Below are 22,490 nucleotides of genomic sequence, written 5' to 3'. Positions count from 1 at the left end.
TTACCCATGCGGCGATATGGACTGCACATGACCTTCGATTTCGCTTTTATCCTCAGCACCTTGCCGGCGTTCCTGCAAGCGGTGGGCGTAACCCTGCAAGTGGGCCTGATCGCCATCGGCACCTCCTTGCTGGTGGCGCTGATCAATGCAGCCTTGTTGGTGTTTCGCACGCCGTACCTGTCACGGCTGGTAGCGCTGTATGTGGAGCTGGCGCGGAACACGCCGCTGTTGATCCAACTGTTTTTCGTCTACTTCGCACTGCCGGCCCTGGGTTTGAATATCTCCGGGTTCTGGGCGGCGATCATCACCATGACCTTCCTGGGCGGCGCCTACCTCACCGAAGTGCTGCGCGCCGGCGTGGAAGCGGTGCCGCTGGCGCAGATTGAGTCGGGCAAGTCCATTGGCCTGTCCGACTGGCAGCTGTTGCGCCATGTGATCTTGCCTCAGGCCGGCATCCTCAGCCTGCCGGCGCTGTTCGCCAACTTCATCTTCCTGCTCAAGGAGACCACCGTGGTTTCCGCGGTGGCGGTGCCGGAGATTCTCTACACCACCAAGAGCTACATCGCCCTCTACTACAAGACCTACGAGATGCTCGCCGTGCTGACGCTGATTTGCGTGCTGCTGTTTTTGCCGTTGTCGTTGCTGCTCAGCCGTTTGGAAAGGAGGCTCCAGCATGGCCAGTTCGGGTCTTGAGTTGCTGTGGGTGTCGTTGCCACAACTGGGTAAAGGCGCTGCGCAAACCCTGTCGATTTCGTTTTTGAGCATCGCTTTCAGTACGGTCGGCGGCGTGCTGTATGGCGTGCTGCGCACCTTGGATAACAAGGTGATCAACGGTGTGCTGCGCATCTACCTGGAGCTGTTCCGGGCGATTCCGGTGCTGGTGTGGTTGTACCTGCTGTTTTTCGGCCTGCCGATTTTCTTTGGTGTGAGCCTGCCGAGCTTCTGGTGCGCGGTACTGGTGTTGTCGCTATGGGGCGCCAGCGAAGTCGGCGAGGTGGTGCGCGGTGCATTGCATTCGCTGCCGCGTGGTCAGCGTGAAGCGGGCTTGTCGATTGGCCTGTCCGGCCCGCAGTTGTACGGCTACGTGCTGCTGCCCCAGGCCCTTAAACGCATGACGCCGCCGACCATCAACGTCTACACGCGCATCATCAAGACCAGTTCCCTTGCGGTGCTGATTGGCGTGGTGGATGTGATCAAGGTCGGCCAGCAAATCATCGAGCGTACCTACGAGTCGGTATTGATCTACGGCGCGCTGTTCCTGTTTTTCTTCTTTATCTGCTACCCGTTGTCGGCCGCCTCCAAGGTGCTGGAACGGCGCTGGGCCCACGCATGAGCGCATTGATCGAGTTCCAGGGTTTCAACAAATTCTTTGGCCAGGCACAGGTGCTCAAGGGCATCGACTTGAGCGTGCAAAGCGGCGAGGTGGTGGTGATCCTCGGCCCCAGCGGCTGTGGCAAAAGCACCTTGCTGCGCTGCCTCAATGGGCTGGAAGTCGCGCACAGCGGCAGCCTGCGGTTTGCAGGCGTTGAGCTGCTGGATAAAAACACCGACTGGCGCCAGGTGCGCCAGGACATCGGCATGGTGTTCCAGAGTTACCACCTGTTCCCGCACATGAGCGTGCTCGACAACATCCTGCTCGGCCCGCTGAAAGTGCAAAAGCGTGACCCCCGCGAGGCTCGTGAGCAGGCGCAAAAACTGCTGGAGCGCGTGGGCCTGGCCGACAAGCGCGACGCGTTCCCGCGCCAGCTCTCCGGCGGCCAGCAGCAACGCATCGCCATCGTGCGTTCATTGTGCATGAACCCCCAGGTCATGCTCTTTGATGAGGTCACGGCGGCTCTTGACCCGGAGATGGTCAAGGAAGTGCTGGAAGTGATCCAGGGCCTGGCCCGCGATGGCATGACCCTGCTGATCGTCACCCACGAAATGGCCTTCGCCCGCGCCGTCGCTGACCGCGTGGTGTTCATGGAGGCCGGTCGCATCCTCGAACACAACACCCCCGAGGCATTCTTTACGAACCCGCAGACCGCACGCGCGCAGCAGTTCCTGGAGAAGTTCTCCTTCGTTTCAACACTGCCCAAAAAGATCAAGGAACTGGAGCTGATATGAAAAAGTTACTGCTGCCACTGTTTGCCGTCGCCGTGCTGGCCGGCTGCGATAAAAAGGCCGAAGAGCCGGTAAAACCCGCGGCTGTCAGCTACATCGACAAAATAAAAGCGCGGGACAAGCTGATCGTTGGCGTCTTCACCGACAAGCCACCGTTTGGCTTTGTCGACGAGGCTGGCCGCTACGTCGGCTTCGATACTGACATTGGCCGTCAATTCGCCAAGGACCTGTTGGGCGACGAAAACAAGGTGGAGTTTGTCGCCGTTGAGCCCGCCAGCCGCATTCCGTTCCTGCAAAGCGACAAGGTCGACCTGATTCTCGCCAACATGACGGTGACGCCCGAGCGCAAGGAAGCGGTGGACTTTACCAACCCCAACCTGAAAGTCGCGGTGCAGGCCCTTGTACCGAATGACAGCACGGTAAAAAGCCTGGATGACCTGGCCACTCGCACCACCATTGTCACCACCGGCACCACCGCCGACATCTGGCTGACCAAAAACCACCCGGACTGGAAGCTGCTCAAGTTCGAGAAAAACTCCGAGTCGCTGCAAGCGCTGTCGGCCGGGCGTGGCGATGCATATGCCCAGGACAACCTGGTGCTGTTCAGCTGGGCCAAGCAGAACCCGGGCTACCGTGTGCTGGAAGAAAAGCTGGGTGATGAAGCACCGATTGCTCCGGCGGTGAAGAAGGGCAATACCGAACTGCGCGACTGGGTGAATGCCGAGCTGGCGAAGCTGGGCGAGGAGAAGTTTCTGCTCAAGCTCTATGACCAATATGTGCGCAAAGAACTGAGCGATGACACCAAGCCTGAAAGTGTGATTGTTGAAGGCGGGAAGTGGCAGGGCTGATATAGCTATCGCAGGCAAGCCAGCTCCCACATTTGAATGTACTCACAGGTCAAAATGTGGGAGGGGGCTTGCTCCCGATGAGGCCGGTACAGTCACCACCTACTCCGGCCAATGCCAGGCCGGCCCATCCAGAATCCCTTGCCCCACGATCCGCGTTTCCCCCAACACCTTCTCCAGCACAATCGAATTGCACCCCTCATCCTGCTGCAACGCCGCAATCAAGCGGCTGGCATGGGACACCACCCACACCTGGCACTGCTTCGACGCCTGGATAATCAAGCGCGCCAATGCCGGCAACAGGTCCGGGTGCAGGCTGGTCTCCGGCTCGTTCAGCACCATCATGGTCGGTGGCCGTGGCGTCAGCAGTGCGGCGATCAGCAACAAGTAGCGCAGGGTGCCGTCTGACAGTTCCGCCGCCGACAACGGCCGCAGCAAGCCTTCCTGATAGAACTCAATGGCAAAGCGTCCGCCTTGCAACGGTTCAATGTTCAGGCGCGCCCCCGGGAATGCATCGCTTACGGCACGTTGCAGCGCCTCGGGGTCGCCGATCTCGCGGATAGTCTGCAACGCGGCCGCCAAATCGCGGCCATCGTGGTGCAACACCGGCGTACGCGTACCCAACTGGGGCTGGCGCACTGGCGCGTCCACGTCGCTGCGAAAGTGATCATAAAAGCGCCAGCCACGAATGCTTTCACGCAACAGCAGCACTTCCGGCGAGCCGCGCAGGCTGCCGACCTGATCGAACAGGCTGTGGTAGTTGGGTGTGTGCTGCGCCAGTACATCCCAGGCACGGCCTTCGCGGGCACGCACCATGGCACCTGAGCGCTGCACCAACAGGTTGGCCGGGCGGTAGACGTGGCCGGCCCAGATGCATTCCTTCTTTACCTGCGGGTCGAGGCTGAAAAACGACTCGCAGGGCTCCGGCAATCCCAGGGAAATGGCGTAGCTGAAATCTTCGGCGGCAAACCCCAGGCGCAGGCGTTTGACGCCTTGGCGCACATTGGATTCGATCGGTACTTCACCAGTGCGCATACGCCGGCTGATGGTTTCCGGCCCGGCCCAGAAGGTCGAATCCAGCCCGCCTTCACGGGCCAGGGCATTGATCACTCCGCCCTGGGCGGTTTCTGCCAGCAGGCGCAGGGCCCGGTACAGGTTGGACTTGCCGCTGCCATTGGGCCCGGTGATCAGGTTCAAGCGGTCCAGCGGCACTACCAATTTGTTGATCGAGCGGTAATTGGCCACCGCGAGGGTTTTCAGCATATGCATTTAATCGGCTGGGGAACCATTGGAGTATGGGATCCTCCATGCAGATAAGGAACCCTGTTCTAAGCTCACAGTCGCATACACACTTGTACGTGAGCATCACGCAAAAGGAGCCTGCATGGGCGGTCGCGCTTCGACATTAATTTTCAGCCTTGGCCTCCTGGCGCTGCTGAGCGGCTGTGGCCAAGACAAAGCCGAGCCCAAGCAGCATTCACGGGTATTTGTGCAAACCGTGCAGCCGGCGGATTTTGCCGCGGCGGTCACGCTGACGGGCGATATCCAGGCGCGGGTGCAGACCGATTTGTCCTTTCGCGTGGGTGGCAAGATCATTCAGCGCATGGTGGACGTGGGCGACCGAGTAACGGCCAAGCAAGTACTGGCCAAGCTTGACCCCAAGGACCTGCAAACCAACGTCGATTCCGCCCAGGCCCAGGTTGTGGCCGAACAGGCGCGGGTCAAGCAGACCGCCGCCGCCTTCGTGCGCCAGGAAAAACTCTTACCCAAGGGCTACACCAGTCGCAGCGAATACGACGCCGCCCAGGCCGCGTTGCGCAGCAGCCAAAGTGCCCTGGCCGCCGCGCAGGCGCAATTGGCCAACGCCCGTGAGCAACTTGGCTACACGGCGCTGGTCGCCGATGCACCGGGGATCATCACGGCGCGCCAGGCCGAAGTCGGCCAAGTGGTACAAGCCACCGTACCGATCTTCAGCCTGGCCCGTGATGGCGAACGTGACGCGGTGTTCAACGTGTATGAATCCCTGCTGGTGGAGCCGCCGCCGGATGCGCCGATTACCGTCAGCCTGCTGGACAACCCGAGCATCAAAGCCGTGGGCAAGGTGCGGGAAGTGACCCCGGCAGTGGCGGCCAATACCGGCACCATACAAGTGAAGATCGCCCTGCAAAACCTGCCTAAAGGCATGGAGCTGGGTTCGGTGGTGAGCGCCACCGCCAACGGCCCGGCCAAGGCCAGCATCGAATTACCCTGGGCGGCCTTGACCAAAGACCTCAGCGAGCCTGCCGTATGGCTGGTGGATGCCGACGGCAAGGCGCAGCTGCACAAGGTCAAGGTGGCGCGTTACCTCACCGGCAAGGTGATTATTGGCGAGGGCCTTGAAGGCGGCGAAAAAGTCGTAGTGGCCGGTGGGCAATTGCTGCACCCCGGCATGGTAGTCGAGATCGCCCAGCAAGGAGCCCAGCCATGAAGCAACTGACGGTTATCGTCGCCGCCAGCCTGTTGCTGATGGCTTGCTCCAAGGAAGAGGCGCCGCCTGAACCTGTGCGCCCGGTGTTGTCCATGCAAGTGAAGGCTGAAGATCAGGAAAACCTCGGCCGCTTCGCCGGCACTATCCAGGCCCGCTACGAAAGCAACCTGGGTTTCCGGGTGTCGGGCCGCATCGCCCGTCGCGCCGTCGACGTGGGCGCCGAGGTGGAGAAGGGGGCCTTGCTTGCCGTGCTCGACCCCACCGACCAGCAGAACCAACTGCGTGCCGCCCAGGGCGACCTCGCCCGCGTGCAGGCACAGTTCATCAATGCCCAGGCCAATGCCCGTCGCCAGCAGGAGCTGTTCAACCGGGGCGTCGGCGCCCAGGCTCAGTTGGATGTGGCGCAGACTGACCTGAAAACCACCCAGGCCACCCTTGATCAGGCCCGCGCCTCGGTCAATCAAGCCAAGGACCAGCTCAATTACGCCGAACTGCACACTGACCACGCCGGTATCGTCACCGCCTGGAATGCCGAGGCTGGCCAGGTAGTCAGCGCGGGGCAGCAGGTGGTGACCCTGGCTCGCCCGGACATCAAGGAGGCGGTGATCGACCTGCCTGCCGGCCTGGCCGAGCGCCTGCCGACGGATGTGGTGTTTCTGGTCGCCGGGCAACTGGACCCCAGCGTGCATACCACCGCCATCGTGCGCGAGATCGAACCCCAGGCCCAAAGTGCCACGCGCACCCGCCGCGCACGTCTGAGCCTGACCGACACTCCCGCCGCGTTCCGCCTGGGCACCGCCATCAGCGTGACCTTGAGCAGCGCCATTACGCCGCGTATCGAATTGCCCTTGAGCGCCTTGCAGGACGTCGACGGCAAGACGCGCATCTGGCTGCTTGATACCCAGAGCCAGACCGTGCAGCCACGCGACGTCAGTGTGGTCAGCCGGGATGCTGACAGCGCCTTGGTCAATGGCGGCATCAAAGCCGGTGAACGCATCGTCACCGCCGGCGTGAACAGCCTGAAACCCGGGCAAAAAGTCAAAATCGACGAGGACAGCCCGCGATGAAAGGGAGCTTCAACTTATCCGACTGGGCACTCAAGCATCAGTCCTTCGTCTGGTACCTGATGTTCGTCGCGCTACTGATGGGCGTGTTCTCGTATATGAACCTGGGCCGCGAAGAAGACCCCTCGTTCACCATCAAGACCATGGTGATCCAGACCCGCTGGCCGGGCGCTACCCAGGAGGAAACCCTCAAGCAGGTCACCGATCGCATCGAGAAAAAACTCGAAGAGCTCGACTCCCTCGACTACGTGAAAAGTTATACGCGACCGGGTGAGTCCACGGTGTTCGTGTTCCTCAAGGACACCACCAGCGCCAAGGCCATTCCGGAGATCTGGTACCAGGTTCGCAAGAAGATCGATGATATTCGCGGCACCTTCCCCCAGGGGCTGCAGGGGCCGTCGTTCAACGATGAGTTCGGTGATGTGTTCGGCTCGGTGTACGCCTTTACTGGCGACGGCTTGTCGATGCGCCAGTTGCGCGACTACGTGGAGCAGGTGCGCGCCGAAATCCGCTCGGTGCCGGGGCTGGGCAAGGTCGAGATGATCGGCCAGCAGGACGAAGTGATCTACTTGAACTTCTCCACGCGCAAACTGGCGGCATTGGGCATTGATCAACGTCAGGTCGTGCAAAGCCTGCAATCGCAGAATGCGGTAACGCCCGCCGGGGTGATCGAGGCCGGGCCGGAGCGGATTTCGGTGCGCACCTCCGGGCAGTTCGCTTCGGAGAAAGACCTGGCCAACGTCAACCTGCGCCTCAATGACCGCTTCTATCGGCTGGCGGATATCGCTGACATCAGTCGCGGTTACGTCGACCCGGCAAGGCCGATGTTCCGCTTCAATGGCAAGCCGGCGATTGGCTTGGCGATCGCCATGCAAAAGGGCGGCAATATCCAGTCGTTCGGCAAGGCGCTGCACGGGCGCATGGATGAGCTGACTGCCGACCTGCCGGTGGGCGTCGGTGTGCACAAGGTGTCTGACCAGGCCGAAGTGGTGGAAGAGGCCGTCGGCGGCTTTACCAGCGCGTTGTTCGAAGCCGTGATTATCGTGCTGGTGGTGAGCTTTATCAGCCTCGGTATGCGCGCCGGGCTGGTGGTGGCGTGCTCGATTCCGTTGGTGCTGGCGCTGGTGTTCGTGTTTATGGAATACAGCGGCATCACCATGCAGCGGGTATCGTTGGGCGCCTTGATCATTGCTCTCGGCCTGTTGGTGGATGATGCGATGATCACCGTGGAGATGATGATCACGCGCCTGGAAAAAGGCGAAACCAAGGAGCAGGCCGCCACCTACGCCTACACCTCAACAGCGTTCCCGATGCTCACCGGTACGCTGGTGACCGTGGCGGGTTTCGTGCCGATTGGCCTCAATGCCAGTTCGGCGGGCGAGTACACCTTTACCCTGTTCGCGGTGATCGCCGTGGCGATGTTGGTGTCGTGGGTCGTGGCGGTGCTGTTTGCGCCGGTGATCGGCGTGCATATCCTCAGCGCCAATGTGAAGCCGCATAACGCCGAACCTGGGCGTATTGGTCGCGCGTTCAATGGCGGTATGCTCTGGGCCATGCGCAACCGCTGGTGGGCCATCGGTATCACCGTGGCGCTGTTTGCGGCCTCGGTGTTTTCCATGCAGTTTGTGCAGAACCAGTTTTTCCCGTCATCGGATCGCCCGGAAATCCTGGTTGATCTGAACCTGCCGCAAAACGCCTCGATCAACGAGACGCGCAAGGCGGTTGACCGCCTCGAAGCGATCATCAAGGACGACCCGGACATTTCTCGCTGGAGCACCTACATCGGCCAGGGCGCGATCCGTTTTTACCTGCCGCTGGACCAACAACTGGAGAACCCGTACTACGCGCAGTTGGTGATCGTCAGCAAGGGCCTGGAAGAGCGCAGCGCCTTGATTGCGCGATTGCAGAAACGCCTGCGCGATGATTTTGTCGGTATCGGCAGCTATGTGCAGCCGCTGGAAATGGGCCCGCCGGTCGGGCGGCCGATCCAGTACCGCGTCTCCGGTAAAGACACCGACCAGGTGCGCAAGCACGCCATCGAACTGGCGACCTTGCTGGACCAGAACACCCACTTGGGCGAGATCATCTACGACTGGAACGAGCCGGGCAAAGTGCTACGCGTCGACATCGCCCAGGACAAGGCGCGGCAACTGGGGCTGTCGTCGGAAGACGTGGCGCAGTTGATGAACAGCGTGGTCAGCGGCGCGGCGGTGACCCAGGTGCACGACGATATCTACCTGATCAATGTGGTCGGTCGCGCCGAAGATGCCGAGCGCGGTACGCCGGAAACCTTGCAGAACCTGCAGATCGTTACGCCCAACGGCACCTCGATCCCGTTGCTCGCGTTTGCCACGGTGCGTTACGAGTTGGAGCAGCCGCTGGTGTGGCGTCGTGACCGCAAGCCGACGATTACCATCAAGGCCGCGGTGCGCGATGAGATGCAGCCGACCGACCTGGTCAAGCAACTGGCGCCGACCATCCAGAAATTCAGTGACGGCCTGCCGGTGGGCTACAAAGTCGCCACCGGCGGCACCGTGGAAGAAAGCGGCAAGGCCCAGGGCCCGATTGCGAGTGTGGTGCCGTTGATGCTGTTCCTGATGGCCACGTTCCTGATGATCCAGTTGCACAGCGTGCAGAAAATGTTCCTGGTGGCCAGCGTTGCCCCGCTGGGGCTGATCGGCGTGGTGCTGGCGTTGATCCCCACCGGTACGCCGATGGGGTTCGTAGCGATCCTGGGGATCCTGGCGCTGATCGGTATCATCATCCGCAACTCGGTGATCCTGGTCACACAGATTCATGAGTATGAAGTGGCGGGCTATACGCCGTGGGATGCGGTGGTGGAAGCGACCGAACACCGGCGTCGGCCGATTCTGCTTACGGCGGCAGCGGCGAGCCTGGGCATGATCCCGATTGCCCGGGAAGTGTTCTGGGGGCCGATGGCCTACGCGATGATTGGCGGGATTATCATCGCCACGTTGCTGACGCTGCTGTTTTTGCCGGCGCTGTATGTGGCCTGGTACAAAATCCGCGAACCCAAACAAGAGCATCAGGAACAGCGCGGTTAAAAATGTGGGAGGGGCAAGTCGAATCGTCGCACCGCCCCTCCCACATTTGGATCTTCATCTCGCTTGAGGCTGTGGGAAGCTTCCGAAAGATCCACTTGTTGCCCCGGCCACTGTCTGCATGTTTTACCCTCTCGACCTAACTTCTCCGTCCAGGTCGATTCCCATGCAGTGCCTGCGCCTCATCTTTGTGCTCTGTGCGCTTGTTCTTGCGCCCTCAGTCTTTGCCTCCACCGTGCTGGAAAACGCCCTGTGGCGCGTTGACCTCGACCCTGCAACCCTGGCGCTGCGTGTCACGCCAGCGGGGGAGGCCCCGGTACAAGCCTCCAGCGGTGTCGCCGCGCACGCTGTCAGTGCGTTGCAAGCTGATGCCGCACAGGTCTCCTGGCAATGGGATAGCGGCGCCTACCGCCTGACGGCCCGGCTTGAGCAGCGCGAACTGTCCCTGTCTATCAGTGCTCGCGAGCCGGGTGAATTGGCCCTGCTGCGCCAGCCGGCCACGGCCATGGGCCAGGCGCTGATCTGGCCGTTGGCTGAAGGGCATTATGTGCCCTTTGATAACCCCGTGTGGAAGGCGTTCCTGCTTGAGCACGGCGAAGTCAATACCACCCAGGACCTGAGCTTGCCCTTGTGGGGCCTGGATCACGGGCGCTTCACGCTTAACTGGCTGCTGACCAACCCTTACAACAATCGCCTTGAATGGCAAGCGGACGGCCAGGGTCTGGCGCTGTCAGCGGCCCATGAATTCACCACCCTTGCCCCCGACGTACCGATGACGCTGCGCCTGTACCTGGGCGATGCAGACCCATTGGCCGGGGCCAAGCATTATCGCCAATGGTTGGTGGAGCAGGGCCGTTACGAGCCGCTGGCGGACAAGCTGCGGCAAACCCCCGAGGCGGTGAAATTGCTCGGCGCCAGTCACGTTTACCTCTGGGGCAACGGCTTGCTGACGCTGGATGATGTCCGTGATTGGCCAACGTTGATCAAACGGCTGCGCACCCATGAGCTTGGCAGGCTGCTGGACAAAGAGTCTGCGAAGGTGCTCGCACAGACAACCGCATTGAATCGTTATGAGCAAACCGTGTTGCTGCGCGGCCTCAATGCGGCCATCAACCAGAAGGCCCGGCAAGCCTGGCAAGTGGAAGAGCCCGACATGAGTCGCCTTGCCACTCGCTACGGCGAGTTGCGTAGCGAGCTGGCCGTGGATTTCGCCTCAGCCTTGAGTGATCGCCCCGAAACCTGGGGGCATTCGACTATCCAAGCCTTGCGTGACGCGGGGCTCTCGCGTCTGCTGTTGACCCTGGGTGATGGCTGGGAAGGCGGGCTCTGGCATCCCGAAGCGATTCGCGCAGGCGTGGATGCCGGGTATCTGATGGCGCCTTACGATTCGTATGAAACGGCGCTGTCGGCCAGCGAAAATCCGGATTGGGCCACTGCCCACCTGGGCGGCAAGGCGTACCGTGACTGCGCAATCATATTGAAGAACGGCCAGCCGAAAGCCGGTTTCCAACAATCCGGCCACTACACGGACCCGCGCTGTGTGCGACCGTTGCTGGAAGCACGGGTAAAGGCGGTGCAGGCCGCAGCCGGATTCAATGCCTGGTTCCTCGATGCGTACGCCACCAGCATGATCTTTGACAGCTACCGCGACGGCGCCTCCATGAGTCAGGTGCAGAATGCCCAGGGCAATATCGACGCCTCGCGCTGGATCAACACTTCGCTAAAACTGCCCGCAGGTTCCGAAGACGGCAACGCCGTCACCGCTCAGGGCATTATGTTTGCCCATGGTATGCAAACTCCGGTGATCGGCTGGGGTGACCGGGACATGACCCGCGACCGGCAGTCGCCCTATTACGTCGGCAACTGGTACCCGGCGGAACAGCCGGCGGTGTTCTTCAAGCCTGTGCCGTTGAAAGCGTCGCTGCGCACGGTGTATTTCGACCCGACGATGCGGCTGCCGTTGTATCAGGCGGTGTTCCATGGCTCGGTGATCACCACTCATCACTGGCTGTTCGACAACCTCAAGCTGAGCAATGTACGGGCTGAAAATGAACTGGCCCAACTGCTCTACAACGTACCGCCGCTGTATCACCTGAGCGCGACGACACTCAAGGACAGGCTGCCGGTGATTCAGCGCCAGGACCGGTTCTTTCGGCCGCTGCATCAACGGTTGGGGACTCAGGCAATGACTGAGTTTCGCTGGCTGACAGCGGACAAACTGTTGCAGCAAACCACCTTCGCCGATGGGACGCGGTTGGTGGCGAATTTTTCGGACGCGCAGAAAGATGGGTATGCCGGGCGCAGTGTGACGGCGCTCGTGGAGGGGGAGAAGCCGGTGGTGTATCAGGTGAAATAACGCTGCCTGTTACGGCGCCATCGCGGGCAAGCCCGGCTCCCACAGTGAAATGCATTCCGAATGTGGGAGCTGGCTTGCCTGCGATGAGGTCGGTACAGGCGATGCGGCACTAAATTTTACGCCACACACTCGCCAACCAAGGCTGCTGTTCCCGCGGCAACCCGGCCGGCCGGTAGTAGTGCTCCAGCTCTTCAAATCCGGCCTCGGTCAGCAAGCCCCGCCACGCCTCCAGGTCGTGATAAGAGCCATACCGCGGCCCATTCCAACCCTCCTGGTTTTCACCTCGAGGGTTGGAGCTGAACAGCACGCCTCCAGGCTTCAACGTGCCATGCAGCTGCTTGAGAACCCGCGGCAATTCCTGCTTGGGAATATGAAACAGCACCGCATTGGCGAACACGCCATCGAAGCGCTCGGGTGGCAGGTCCAGCTTGAGAAAATCCTGTTGCAATACCTCACAGCCGCTGTCGTCCCGCGCCATCTGCGCAAACCGCTCGGAGCCATCCAGCCCCACGGCGATATGCCCCATGCGCGTAAAAGTCTGCAAATCCCGCCCCGGCCCGCAGCCGAAATCCAGCACGGTAAACGGCGCCGAGCCCTGGATATGTCGCAACAGCGCGTCGATGTTCTGGCTCACATCGTGATCGCGGGTGCCTTCACGGAAGTCTTCGGCGACTTTGTTGTAATGGCCGAGGGTGGTGGAGGTGATCTGGTTGAGGTCGTCGGGGGCGAGTTTCATGGTGTGGCGCACCGCTGCGGTTGAGGTGGTCGGACTATACCTCAGGCTCACCCTTGAGTTGAAAGACGTGTATCTGGTGTAGGGCGGTTCATTGTGTGCGTGTTGGGAGAATCCGACAGACCGCCCCGCAGGATTCTGGGTAAGATTCGGCCCTCATTCAAAGAGGGTTGTACATTCATGGAAGAAGAAAAACGTTCACGTGAGGGTCAGAAATTCACTGCAAACAAGGTGGACCAATACGCCACGAAACTCAGCAGCGGCCTGTTCTGGCTCAATGAACGCGCCTGGCCGCTGACGGTGGGGATCCTGTCGGTGGCAGGCTTGTATTTGTACCAGTACATCCAGGTGGAAAAGGTACCCCTGAGCATTCTGTCGGCCGCGGCGTTCACCGCATTGCCGGCCATGTTCGCCATGTTGGTATTCGTCATCGGCATGATGGGCGCGTCGATCCTGATCCCTACATTCATCTTGTTCAAACGCCTTAACGACACGGGCGTGCGCCTTAGTGATCAGCTGAATCTCAGTCCGCTTTCCCCTCAGTTGACGGCCCAGCACCGGCGTTTATTGTTGCACTGGGCTGCCAGCCTGGTCGTCATGGCCATCTTCTGGATGTGCGCCGTGTACCTGTCGGTGAACGCCGAAAGTGGGCCTTTGCTGACTGTCAGTTGGATTGTGGCGATCGTGGTGGCGGTACTCGCCTATGTCGGCATCATCATGCGCGCACGCCCTGCTCAGGTTGGATTGCGTGACATATCCGGCGAGTTCTGGCTGGCCAGTGTGGGTGCTGGCGCGGTTCAAATGCTGGTAATCCTGATGGTAACCGTGCCGGTCTCCCGCGCCTTCCTTGAGTATTCCGACAGCGCTGTGCTCTTTGCACCGTTCATGTTTGCCGAGGTGGTCGTGCTGTTCCTGGTCCAGGGCTGTGGGGCCTGCCTTGTGGTGTACATGCGCGATCACAAGAACCCGGTTGCCTTCGCATCACTGGCAGCCTTTGCACTCATCGTCTTCCTCGGGCTGATCCCGGCAAGCGGGTCGAAGCTGGGTGGGTTGCCATTGCAAGGCTCCGCCTCCGGAGGGCGCGTGTGTACGCTGATGACCTGGTCGGACGACGCCAAGGTTCTTCGCGGGCTGGTAGACGCCGACAACCCGCAGCGCAGTGTAAAACTGCGGGTAATGGCAGACTCGGACGGCAGCTACATCGTGCGCCCCTGGCAGGCCAAGGAAAAAACCGTCAGCTTCGTACCCCATGCCAGCGTCGCGCAGTTGGACGAATGCCCGTGAGTTCAGCGCTTGTTCAATACCCGCGCCAAGCGATCCCCACTCAGTTGAATTACCGCCACCAGCACCACCAACAACACAATCACCGTGAGCATGATCTGCGAATCAAATCGCTGATAGCCATAGCGGTAGGCAATGTCGCCCAGGCCACCGGCACCGATCGCACCGGCCATGGCCGATGAGTTGATCATGGTGACCAGGGTGATGGTGAACCCGCCGACGATCCCCGGCAGGGCTTCCGGCAGCAGCACATGCCAGATGATGTGCCAGCGCCGGCAACCCATGGCCTGAGCCGCTTCGATCAGGCCGTGGTCGACCTCGCGCAGGCTGACTTCGGCAATGCGCGCAAAGAACGGTGTGGCGGCGATGGTCAGCGGCACCACGGCCGCCCATACACCGTAGGTGGTGCCGACGATCAGCCGAGTGAACGGGATCAACGCCACCATCAGGATCAGGAACGGAATGGAGCGGAACAGATTGACGAACGCCCCCAGCACGCGGTTAAGCGTCGGCGCCTGGTAGATGCCGCCCTTGTCGCTGGTAACCAGCAATACCGCCAGCGGGATACCGACCAGCAAGGCGATCAGCGACGACACACCGACCATCAACAAGGTGTCGATAGCGCCCTGTACTAAACGATCAAACCACATAGCCCAGCACCTCCACCCGTTGTGCCCAATTGCCGGCGCGGTTACGCAGCTCTTCGGCATTGTGCGGCGACCCATTCACCGCCAGCAGTAATTGCCCCAGAGCGTGCCCCTGGATCCGCTCCACACCGCCTTGCAGCAAACGCACGCGGCCGCCGAGGGCGCTGAACAGTGCGGCCAGGTCCGGCTCATCGGTATCGCTGCCGGTGAACTGCAAGCGCAGCACCAGCGCCGCATCAGCCGAGGTTTGTGTCGGTTGCAGGCGGGCTTGCAATTCGGGCGGCAGGCCGTGTTGCAGCGGTGCGAGCAGGGTCTTGCTGACCTCATGCTGCGGGTTGCCGAACACTTGCCACACCGGGCCTTGCTCGACGATGCGCCCGTGTTCCAGCACCACCACGCGGTCGCAGATTTCGCGGATCACCGCCATCTCATGGGTGATCAATACGATGGTCAGGCCCAGGCGTTGGTTGATCTCACGCAGCAGGCCGAGGATCGACTGGGTGGTCTCCGGATCGAGGGCCGAGGTGGCCTCGTCGCACAGCAGAATCTCGGGGTCGTGCACCAGCGCGCGGGCGATGCCGACGCGCTGTTTCTGCCCTCCGGAAAGCTGCGCCGGATACGCCTTGTGCTTGTCTTGCAGACCTACCAGCTCCAGCAGTTCATGCACCTTACGCACGCGTTGTGCCTGGTTCACGCCGGCGACCTTGAGAGGCAGTTCGACGTTTTGCCACACGGTCTTGGCCGACATCAGGTTGAAGTGCTGGAAGATCATGCCGATGCGCCGGCGCAGCGCTACCAGGTGGTCTTCATCGAAGCCGCCGATGTCCACCTGATCGATCAGTACGCGCCCGCTGCTGGGTTGTTCCAGGCGGTTGATGGTGCGGATCAGCGACGACTTGCCGGCGCCGCTGCGGCCGATGATGCCGAACACTTCGCCACGCTGGATCGCCAGGTCGATGCCTTGCAGGGCGTGCACGGTGCCGCCATAGGTTTTGCCCAGATTGATAAAACGCACGTGGGCGCGATTGAGGTCCGGGTGCAGTTCAGTTTGCTCGGCGTCCCTGGGCGCATGGCCCAGGTCGCGCAGTTGGGCGTTGGCGGCGGTCATTTTTTATCTTCCCAGCCGACTTGGTAGAGCTTGCCCAGGGATTTATTCAATGCGGCACGTACCACCGGCGAGTGCTGGTAGATGTCGACGAACTTGATCACTCGTGGGTCGGTCTTGCTCTTGGGCTGAATCACGAACTGAATCACGTACTCCGGGTGGTCGAGGCCATCGAACAGCAGCGCCGATTCCGCATCGAAGGTCTTGGACAGGCGGATATACGCCGGGTAGCCCTGCACCAGGTCGGCGTCGTCGTAGGCGCGTACCAGTTGCACGGCTTCCACCTGCAGGATCTTGAGCTTTTTGGGGTTGCTGACGATGTCTTCTTCGGTGGCCTTGTAGCCCACGCCCGGCTTAAGGGTAATCAACCCGGCCTTGGCCAGCAGCTGCAAGCCGCGCCCGCTGTTGATCGGGTCGTTGGCAATGGCCACGCTGGCGCCTTCGGGCAGGTCGTTGAAGCTTTTGTATTGCTTCGAATACAGGCCGACGTTGTTGATGATGCCCGGTGCGTAAGACACCAGGTCAAACCCGGCGGCGGCCTTGGCGTTTTCCAGGAAGGGAATGTGCTGGAAGTAGTTCACGTCGATATCGCCGGCGGCAAGGCTGACGTTGGGGGCGATCCAGTCGCTGAACTCGACCAGTTCGACTTTCAGGCCCTGTTTGCCGGCCTCTTCAACGGCCGCTTCCAGCGGAATGGCGAAGGCGGCGGTGGTGCCGATTTTCAGGGGAGGGTCGGCGGCGAAGACCGCTGTGCTGAATAACCCGAAGGCCAGGGCCAGTGCTTTGACTGGGTGGGTGAGCAGTGTTTTTTTCATAATCAATTTCCAGTCATAAGGTATAGGCACAAACAATGGAGATCCAATGTGGGAGGGAGCAAGCCCCCTCCCACATTTTTGATCAGTGTCGGTAGCTGGAGCCGGTGTGTTGTTCGGGTAAGCGAGCGGTGCCGTGGAAGACTTTTTCCCGCAACGTGCCCTGCGCATACTCGGTCTTGTACGACCCACGTCGTTGTAGTTCCGGTATCACTAGGTCAATGAAATCCACATAGCTCTCCGGCGTCACAACGCGCGTCAGGTTGAAACCATCCAGCCCGGTTTCGCTGATCCAGGATTCCAACTCATCGGCAACCTGTTCAGGCGAGCCCACCAAGGTGATATAGCGCCCACCCAGGGCGTGCTGTTCGAGCAATTTGCGCCGGGTCCAGTCGTTGTTTTGCAGGTTCTTGGTGGCCGACTGGATCGCGTTGCTCTTCACGTACTGGATCGGTTCGTCCAGTTCGTAGGCAGAAAAATCAATCGCTGTGGACGCCGAAAAGTGCGCCACGCCGGCTTCCGCACTGGCATAGCTCAGGTACTCGGCGTGCTTGGACCATGCAAGTTCTTCGGTGGCGCCCACGATCACGTTGAGGCCCATGAACACCTTGATGTCATCCGGGTTGCGCCCAGCCTCCACTGCGCTGGCGCGCACCTTGTCCACCTGTAGCCTGGTCGCGGCCTTGTTCTGCCCGCTGATGAACACGCACTCGGCGTGGCGCCCGGCGAACAGCAGCCCGCGCTCGGAACTGCCGGCCTGGAACAGCACCGGCGTACGCTGCGGCGATGGCTCGCACAGGTGATAACCCTCTACCTGATAAAACTCACCGTGGTGCTCCACCTTGTGCACCTTGCCCGGTTGCGCATACACCCGCGTTTGCGGGTCGTTGAGCACCGCGTCGTCTTCCCAACTGCCTTCCCAGAGTTTGTACAACACCTCCAGGTATTCATCGGCCTGGTCGTAGCGCCGGTCATGTTCGACCTGTTCGGTGAGGCCCATGGCTTTGGCGGCGCTGTCGAGATAGCCGGTGACGATGTTCCAGCCGACGCGGCCACGGCTCAGGTGATCGAGCGTGGACATGCGCCGGGCGAACAGATAGGGCGGCTCGTAGGTCAGGTTGGCGGTAAGGCCGAAGCCAAGGTGCCGGGTGACGGCGGCCATGGCCGAGACCAGCAGCAACGGGTCGTTGACCGGCAGTTGGATGGACTCCTTGAGCGGCACGTCAATCGAGTTCTGGTACACGTCATAGACGCCGACGATATCGGCGATAAACAAACCATCGAACAGCCCGCGCTCAAGGATCTGCGCCAATTCGGTCCAGTATTCGAGGCTCTTGTACTCGGTCGAGTTGTCCCGTGGGTGAGTCCACAAACCGTGGTTGATGTGCCCGATGCAGTTCATGTTGAAGGCATTGAGCAGGATCTTTTTCTTGCTCATCAAATGGTCCCCCGCAGAGGCGGGTTTTCATCGTTGAGGTAATAGTTGCCTACCGCATGGTATTTCCAGCGCACCGGATCATGCAGGGTGTGCACCCGGGCGTTGCGCCAGTGGCGGTCCAGGCCATGCTCGGCCAAAGTCGCCTGGCTGCCGGCCAGTTCGAACAAGGTGCTGCCCGCTGCGAGGGAAATCTCGGTGCTCAGGGCGCGCACTTCGGCCACGGCGATGGACGCGGCGGCGACGGTCTGGGCATTGCTGTCGGCCTGGGCGCGGTCGAGGAATTCGCCGGAGCGCTCCAGCAACGCCTCGGCGGCGTGCAAGCGAATGCTCAGGTGGCCGAAGCTCTTTAGAGTCAGCGGGTCTTCGGTGGCCTTGTCGTTGCCGGAATCGATCCACGGGCGGGTCTTGGTGCGCACAAAATGCAACGCATCTTCAAACGCTGCGCGGGCGATGCCGGTGTCGATGGCGGCGTGAAGGATCTGCGCCAAGGGGCCCACGGTGGTCGGGCGTTCGAAGGCGCTCTGGAATGGGATCACGTCCTGCGCTGCGACCCACACGTTATCGAATACCACTGAGCCGCTGCCAGTGGTGCGCTGGCCGAAGCCGCTCCAGTCGTCGATGACCGTCAGGCCCTCGCTGTCACGGGGTACGAACGCCAGTTGCTGGATGCCGTTTTCATCCACCACCGAGGTGGGAATGCGTTGGGCATAGATCGCGCCGGTGGCGTAGAACTTGCGCCCGTTGATGCGAAAACCGTCGCCGTCGCGGGTGAGGCTGGTCACGCGGTCATGGGCGGTCTTGGTGCCCAGTTCCGCCAAGGCGTTACCAAAGCGCTGACCGGCCAGCACCTCGGCGTACAGGCGCTTTTGCTGCTCGGGGTTGCCGTTTACGCGCAGCACTTCAAGGGCATAAAAATGATTTTGCGGGATCTGGCCCAAGGAACCATCGGCCTGGGAAATCAGTGCAATCACCTTGGCCAGGGTGACATTGGATACGCCCGCGCCGCCGAATGCCTTGGGCACCGTGATACCCCACAGGCCGGAGCGCGAAAACACGTCCAGCTCGGGCCACGGCAGGCGGCGTTCGCGGTCGCGCTGGGCGCTGTCGCGGCGCAAATCTTCAGCGAGGTCGCTGGCGACAATAAGGGCTTGCTCATCGCTGGTGATAACCGCGACGTGGTGAGAAAGGGTCATGAGTTTCTCCAGAAGCTCGTGGAAAAAGTGTTCTGGTCGGTTAAATCCAGGAATGACGAGCAGGTAAGGTGCCGTTCAGTCGATAGGCGCCGATGGCGTGATACTTCCAGCGCACCGGATCGTGCAGGGTATGCACCCGCGCGTTGCGCCAGTGACGGTCAAGGTTGAATTCGGCGAGGGTGGCGCGGCTGCCGGCCAGTTCGAAGAGCTTTTCGGTAACCTGCAATGCCACTTCGGTGGTGAGCACCTTGGCCTCGGCCACGGCAATCGAGGCGCGCGCGGCGGACTGCGCGGTGATCGGCGCCGCGCTGACCTGGTCCAGCACCTGACCGGCCTTGCGCAACAGTGCTTCGGCAGCGTGCAGTTCGATCTTCAACTTGCCGATATCGGCGATCACATACAGGTCATCGCTGGCCCGCTCGACCTTGGCGTCGATCCAGGGGCGTGAACGCTCGCGTACAAAGGCGATAGTGTCGTCGAGGGCACCACGGGCGATGCCGGCGTCAATGGCTGCCTGGATCAGTTGCGACACGGCACCCTGGATATTCGGGCTTTCGCCCAGGCGCCAGTTGTCGATGACCAATTCCGGGTCTACCGCCACCCGGTCGAGCAGCACGGTGCCGCTGGCGGTGGTGCGTTGGCCAAAGCCCGACCAGTCATCGACGATGCGCAGCCCCTCGCTGCCGCGCCGCACGAAGGCCATGACTTGCTTGCCGTCATCGTTCAATGCCTTTATCGCGACCCAGTGGGCAAATAGTGCGCCGGTGGAGTAGAACTTCTGGCCGCTGACCACGAACCCATCGCCTTCGGCCGTAAGGCGTGCCTTGAGCTCCAGCGTGTTTTTGGTACCGCGTTCCGGGCCGCCGTTGCCGATGCGCCAACCGTCGAGCACGCTCTGGAACAGCTGCTTTTTCTGGCGCTCGGTCGCGGTGCCCTGCAATACGTGCAGGATGCCGAAATGGTTCTGCGGGATCTGCCCGAGGGCCGGGTCGGCTGCGCTGATGATCGCGAAGACTTCGGCCAGGGTCACAAACGACACCTGTGGGCCGCCGTATTCGCGGGGAATGGAAATACTGCCCAGGCCGCTGCGGGTGAATTGTTCGAGTTGCGCCCACGGCAGTTTGCGCTGCTGGTCGCGCGTAGCGGCCTGCAGGCGCGCAGCCTGGGCCAGCTCATGAGCCGCGCTCAGTGCCTGGGCGTCGTTGCGCAGCACCGTTGCGGGCAACAACAGGGGGGCTACGTCCAGATCACTCTGGGGGGGTGTTAGAGCCAAGTTAGACATCAGCGCCGCTCCTTGGCTGCACGCAATGCCCTGGCGTTATGCACCGGGGTAATTCTGACCATACCGACCTCGCATTCAATGAAATAAAAACAGAAAAATCAGGAATGTCCGGTGGTCCGGTGCATATACCCTAAGCGTGTTAATTCTTTAAATAAACTAACTTTTAGGAATATGCATAGAAGGGCTGTCACCCCGGTTCACAGGGTGAGCCGAAGCGACGCGGTTGATAGCCCGGCGCGGGCGAGGCAGGCGGGGTTGGCAAGACTGGCGTGCAAGCGGCGATACGTAGCGTGCGGGCCGGTGCCCAGCGTGAATTATTGCCCACGCGATCGAGAATGCAGTACGTGACTTCCAATCGGCAGTCGTCGCCCGCTTCGACAATGATCTGGGACGGTACCCACACCTGCACTGCCAGGCCAACGTTTTTGTCCTGGATTTTCGGCAGGTCCAGGCGCACATCACCCCAGCGCAGTGTGATGGCATCGCCGGCACTCATGTTCAAGTAAGGTTCGATGGTCAGCGGAATGCCGCGCCGAACCTGGTTGCGATTGACGCCATGGCGGCGGATCGTCTCGGGCAAACCCACGGGGGCGAGATTCTGGTTTTCATCACTTTCGTGGTTGAGGCATGGCGCAGGCTGGCCTCCGGGGTAGTTGGTCTTGACCCGCACCAGGGCGACGGCCGAGCGCATCGGGCCATGGCCGATTTGCAGGACCTGGTAGTGGACGCGTGCCGGCCCGTCCTGCACGAAGCTTTCCGGTACCCACAGATGAGTGAACGTGCCGATCTTGCACGCCGTCACCTTGCGCGAGGCGGCAAAGCAGTTGTTCCAGAACAGTTCGATCAGGTCGCCTTCCTCCATGCCCGAGTAGGGGGATATGTCGACCTGCAGATGGGTGGAGGCCAGGGCGCTGATGCCGTTTCCTACCGCCTGGGGCAGCTTCGGGGCAGGCAGCATGGCCAGGGTTTGGGTATGTGTCATAAGTAATCTCCTTGTTGCAGCCAGCAGTCATCGTTCCGAACCTTCGGCGCATAGGCACAGGGCGATTCGAAAGGAACGATTCAGTCAGTAGCCGGGATGGGATCCAATCCTCAAGGCGCTAGATAAGAGGGTTGGCCGGGGAGCGTCAATGGAGGCAAAAGGCTAAACGGCGGGTTTGAGGATATTCAGAAGGGTCTGACGGGGAGGGGGATTTTAAGGGGGGGACGGCGGGGGTATTTTATGCGCTGAAATGGTAACCCGTTGTAGGAGTGAGCTTGCTCGCGAAGAACGTAAACGGTAACGCGGTGATTCAGATCGACCGAGTTGCCTGGGCGTTTTTCGCGAGCAAGCTCGCTCCTACAGAGGGTGGGTCAGTGGGCGAGGAATTTGCTCAGAAACTGCCGGGTGCGTTCTTCCCTGGGGTTGGCGAACAACGCTTTGGCTTCACCCTGTTCAACGATCACGCCCTTGTCGAAAAAGATCACCCGGTTGGCTACGTCCCGTGCAAAGCTCATTTCGTGGGTCACGATGACCATGGTGCGGTTTTCTTCGGCCAGGCTGCGAATGGTTGCCAGCACTTCGCCCACCAGTTCCGGGTCGAGAGCCGAGGTGGGTTCGTCGAACAGAATCACCTCCGGCTCCATGGCCAACGCACGGGCAATCGCCACACGCTGTTGCTGGCCGCCGGACAGCCGCCTTGGGTAGGACGCCTCCTTGCCCGCCAGGCCGACCCTGGCCAACAGCTTGCGCCCCAGTTCGGTGGCCGCTTCCCGTGGCATCTTCTTGACCACAATCGGGCCTTCGATGACGTTTTCCAGCGCAGTGCGGTGGGGGAACAGGTTGAAGTTCTGGAACACAAAGCCCACGTGCTGGCGCAGACGACGCACCAGCCCCTGTTGCTGGTTGAGCGGCTTGCTGCCGTCGATCTGGATATCCCCCACCTTGATGCGGCCGCTGGTGGGTTCTTCGAGGAAATTCAGGCAGCGCAGGAAGGTGGTCTTGCCGGAACCGCTGGGGCCGATGATGGCGACCACTTCGCCTTCCTTGACCTCAAGGTCGATGCCGTCAAGCACCACTTGACCGTTGAATTGTTTGGTCAGTTTTTCAACCACGATCATGC

At 61.1% G+C, this 22,490-nt stretch carries 19 protein-coding genes; 9 read left to right on the top strand and 10 right to left on the bottom strand.

Translation table 11 applies throughout. From position 1 onward, the window contains the following. Positions 1-27 precede the first annotated feature (27 nt). The 4 genes from E4O97_RS21325 to E4O97_RS21310 are packed head-to-tail and all read left to right on the top strand — an operon-like array spanning position 28 to position 2,951. Positions 28-693: an amino acid ABC transporter permease gene (locus E4O97_RS21325; protein WP_005783759.1), complete on the top strand. Its 666-nt coding sequence runs from the start codon at positions 28-30 to the stop codon at positions 691-693. After that, complete coding sequence (locus E4O97_RS21320; protein WP_248162148.1) at positions 674-1,333, top strand: amino acid ABC transporter permease; 660 nt, start codon at positions 674-676, stop codon at positions 1,331-1,333. Before E4O97_RS21325 ends, E4O97_RS21320 begins: the two co-directional genes overlap by 20 nt. After that, on the top strand, positions 1,330-2,106 hold the full coding sequence (locus E4O97_RS21315) for an amino acid ABC transporter ATP-binding protein (protein ID WP_005783763.1): 777 nt from the start codon (positions 1,330-1,332) through the stop codon (positions 2,104-2,106). The genes E4O97_RS21320 and E4O97_RS21315 overlap by 4 nt, the downstream gene beginning before the upstream one ends. Beyond that, positions 2,103-2,951: a transporter substrate-binding domain-containing protein gene (locus E4O97_RS21310; RefSeq protein WP_078820017.1), complete on the top strand. Its 849-nt coding sequence runs from the start codon at positions 2,103-2,105 to the stop codon at positions 2,949-2,951. Before E4O97_RS21315 ends, E4O97_RS21310 begins: the two co-directional genes overlap by 4 nt. Before the next feature lie 99 nt (positions 2,952-3,050). Here the strand turns inward: E4O97_RS21310 and E4O97_RS21305 are convergent, their stop codons facing one another. Beyond that, positions 3,051-4,211, bottom strand: coding sequence for an AAA family ATPase (locus E4O97_RS21305; protein ID WP_248162139.1), 1,161 nt, complete (start codon positions 4,209-4,211; stop codon positions 3,051-3,053). A gap of 121 nt (positions 4,212-4,332) precedes the next feature. On the opposite strand from E4O97_RS21305, the gene E4O97_RS21300 reads away from it, so the two are divergent. The 4 genes from E4O97_RS21300 to E4O97_RS21285 all read left to right on the top strand — a co-directional run bounded on the left by E4O97_RS21300 (position 4,333) and on the right by E4O97_RS21285 (position 11,897). Beyond that, a complete protein-coding gene (locus tag E4O97_RS21300) occupies positions 4,333-5,415 on the top strand; it encodes an efflux RND transporter periplasmic adaptor subunit (RefSeq protein WP_216090587.1) in 1,083 nt (360 codons plus the stop codon). Then, complete coding sequence (locus E4O97_RS21295; RefSeq protein WP_032878432.1) at positions 5,412-6,482, top strand: efflux RND transporter periplasmic adaptor subunit; 1,071 nt, start codon at positions 5,412-5,414, stop codon at positions 6,480-6,482. The genes E4O97_RS21300 and E4O97_RS21295 overlap by 4 nt, the downstream gene beginning before the upstream one ends. Next, the gene (locus E4O97_RS21290; protein WP_032878431.1) at positions 6,479-9,544 is read left to right on the top strand and encodes an efflux RND transporter permease subunit; all 3,066 of its coding nucleotides are present in this window, start codon (positions 6,479-6,481) and stop codon (positions 9,542-9,544) included. The genes E4O97_RS21295 and E4O97_RS21290 overlap by 4 nt, the downstream gene beginning before the upstream one ends. A gap of 163 nt (positions 9,545-9,707) precedes the next feature. Continuing rightward, entirely contained in the window at positions 9,708-11,897 is a 2,190-nt protein-coding gene (locus E4O97_RS21285) for a glycoside hydrolase (RefSeq protein ID WP_248162137.1), read from the top strand. A 109-nt stretch (positions 11,898-12,006) separates the two neighbouring features. Here E4O97_RS21285 and E4O97_RS21280 read toward each other — a convergent pair whose 3' ends face one another. Further along, positions 12,007-12,633, bottom strand: coding sequence for a class I SAM-dependent methyltransferase (locus E4O97_RS21280; protein WP_032878428.1), 627 nt, complete (start codon positions 12,631-12,633; stop codon positions 12,007-12,009). Between the two features lie 177 nt (positions 12,634-12,810). On the opposite strand from E4O97_RS21280, the gene E4O97_RS21275 reads away from it, so the two are divergent. After that, positions 12,811-13,914, top strand: a complete 1,104-nt coding sequence (locus tag E4O97_RS21275; RefSeq protein WP_216090589.1) for a hypothetical protein — start codon at positions 12,811-12,813, stop codon at positions 13,912-13,914. 2 nt (positions 13,915-13,916) lie between these two features. Here E4O97_RS21275 and E4O97_RS21270 read toward each other — a convergent pair whose 3' ends face one another. The 8 genes from E4O97_RS21270 to tcyN form a co-directional block, all read right to left on the bottom strand. Next, positions 13,917-14,561, bottom strand: a complete 645-nt coding sequence (locus E4O97_RS21270; RefSeq protein ID WP_032878426.1) for a methionine ABC transporter permease — start codon at positions 14,559-14,561, stop codon at positions 13,917-13,919. Then, the gene (locus E4O97_RS21265; RefSeq protein WP_216090590.1) at positions 14,551-15,666 is read right to left on the bottom strand and encodes an ATP-binding cassette domain-containing protein; all 1,116 of its coding nucleotides are present in this window, start codon (positions 15,664-15,666) and stop codon (positions 14,551-14,553) included. The genes E4O97_RS21270 and E4O97_RS21265 overlap by 11 nt, the downstream gene beginning before the upstream one ends. Beyond that, the gene (locus tag E4O97_RS21260) at positions 15,663-16,478 is read right to left on the bottom strand and encodes a MetQ/NlpA family ABC transporter substrate-binding protein (RefSeq protein WP_248162135.1); all 816 of its coding nucleotides are present in this window, start codon (positions 16,476-16,478) and stop codon (positions 15,663-15,665) included. Before E4O97_RS21260 ends, E4O97_RS21265 begins: the two co-directional genes overlap by 4 nt. 82 nt (positions 16,479-16,560) lie before the next feature. Then, a complete protein-coding gene (locus E4O97_RS21255; protein ID WP_248162133.1) occupies positions 16,561-17,913 on the bottom strand; it encodes an LLM class flavin-dependent oxidoreductase in 1,353 nt (450 codons plus the stop codon). Beyond that, positions 17,913-19,106, bottom strand: a complete 1,194-nt coding sequence (locus E4O97_RS21250; RefSeq protein ID WP_005783783.1) for an SfnB family sulfur acquisition oxidoreductase — start codon at positions 19,104-19,106, stop codon at positions 17,913-17,915. Before E4O97_RS21250 ends, E4O97_RS21255 begins: the two co-directional genes overlap by 1 nt. A gap of 40 nt (positions 19,107-19,146) precedes the next feature. Then, positions 19,147-20,388: an SfnB family sulfur acquisition oxidoreductase gene (locus E4O97_RS21245; protein WP_032803216.1), complete on the bottom strand. Its 1,242-nt coding sequence runs from the start codon at positions 20,386-20,388 to the stop codon at positions 19,147-19,149. Positions 20,389-20,575: 187 nt separating this feature from the next. Beyond that, positions 20,576-21,370: a hypothetical protein gene (locus E4O97_RS21240; RefSeq protein ID WP_248162131.1), complete on the bottom strand. Its 795-nt coding sequence runs from the start codon at positions 21,368-21,370 to the stop codon at positions 20,576-20,578. Between the two features lie 371 nt (positions 21,371-21,741). Continuing rightward, positions 21,742-22,488 (bottom strand): L-cystine ABC transporter ATP-binding protein TcyN, encoded by a 747-nt coding sequence (gene tcyN, locus E4O97_RS21235; protein WP_005783788.1) that lies wholly within the window; start codon positions 22,486-22,488, stop codon positions 21,742-21,744. Between the last annotated feature and the right edge of the window lie 2 nt (positions 22,489-22,490).

Origin of the sequence: Pseudomonas sp. W15Feb34 (assembly GCF_023127765.1) — a bacterium.
GTDB classification, from domain to species: domain Bacteria; phylum Pseudomonadota; class Gammaproteobacteria; order Pseudomonadales; family Pseudomonadaceae; genus Aquipseudomonas; species Aquipseudomonas synxantha_A.
This window is presented reverse-complemented; position numbering and strand designations above follow the sequence as displayed.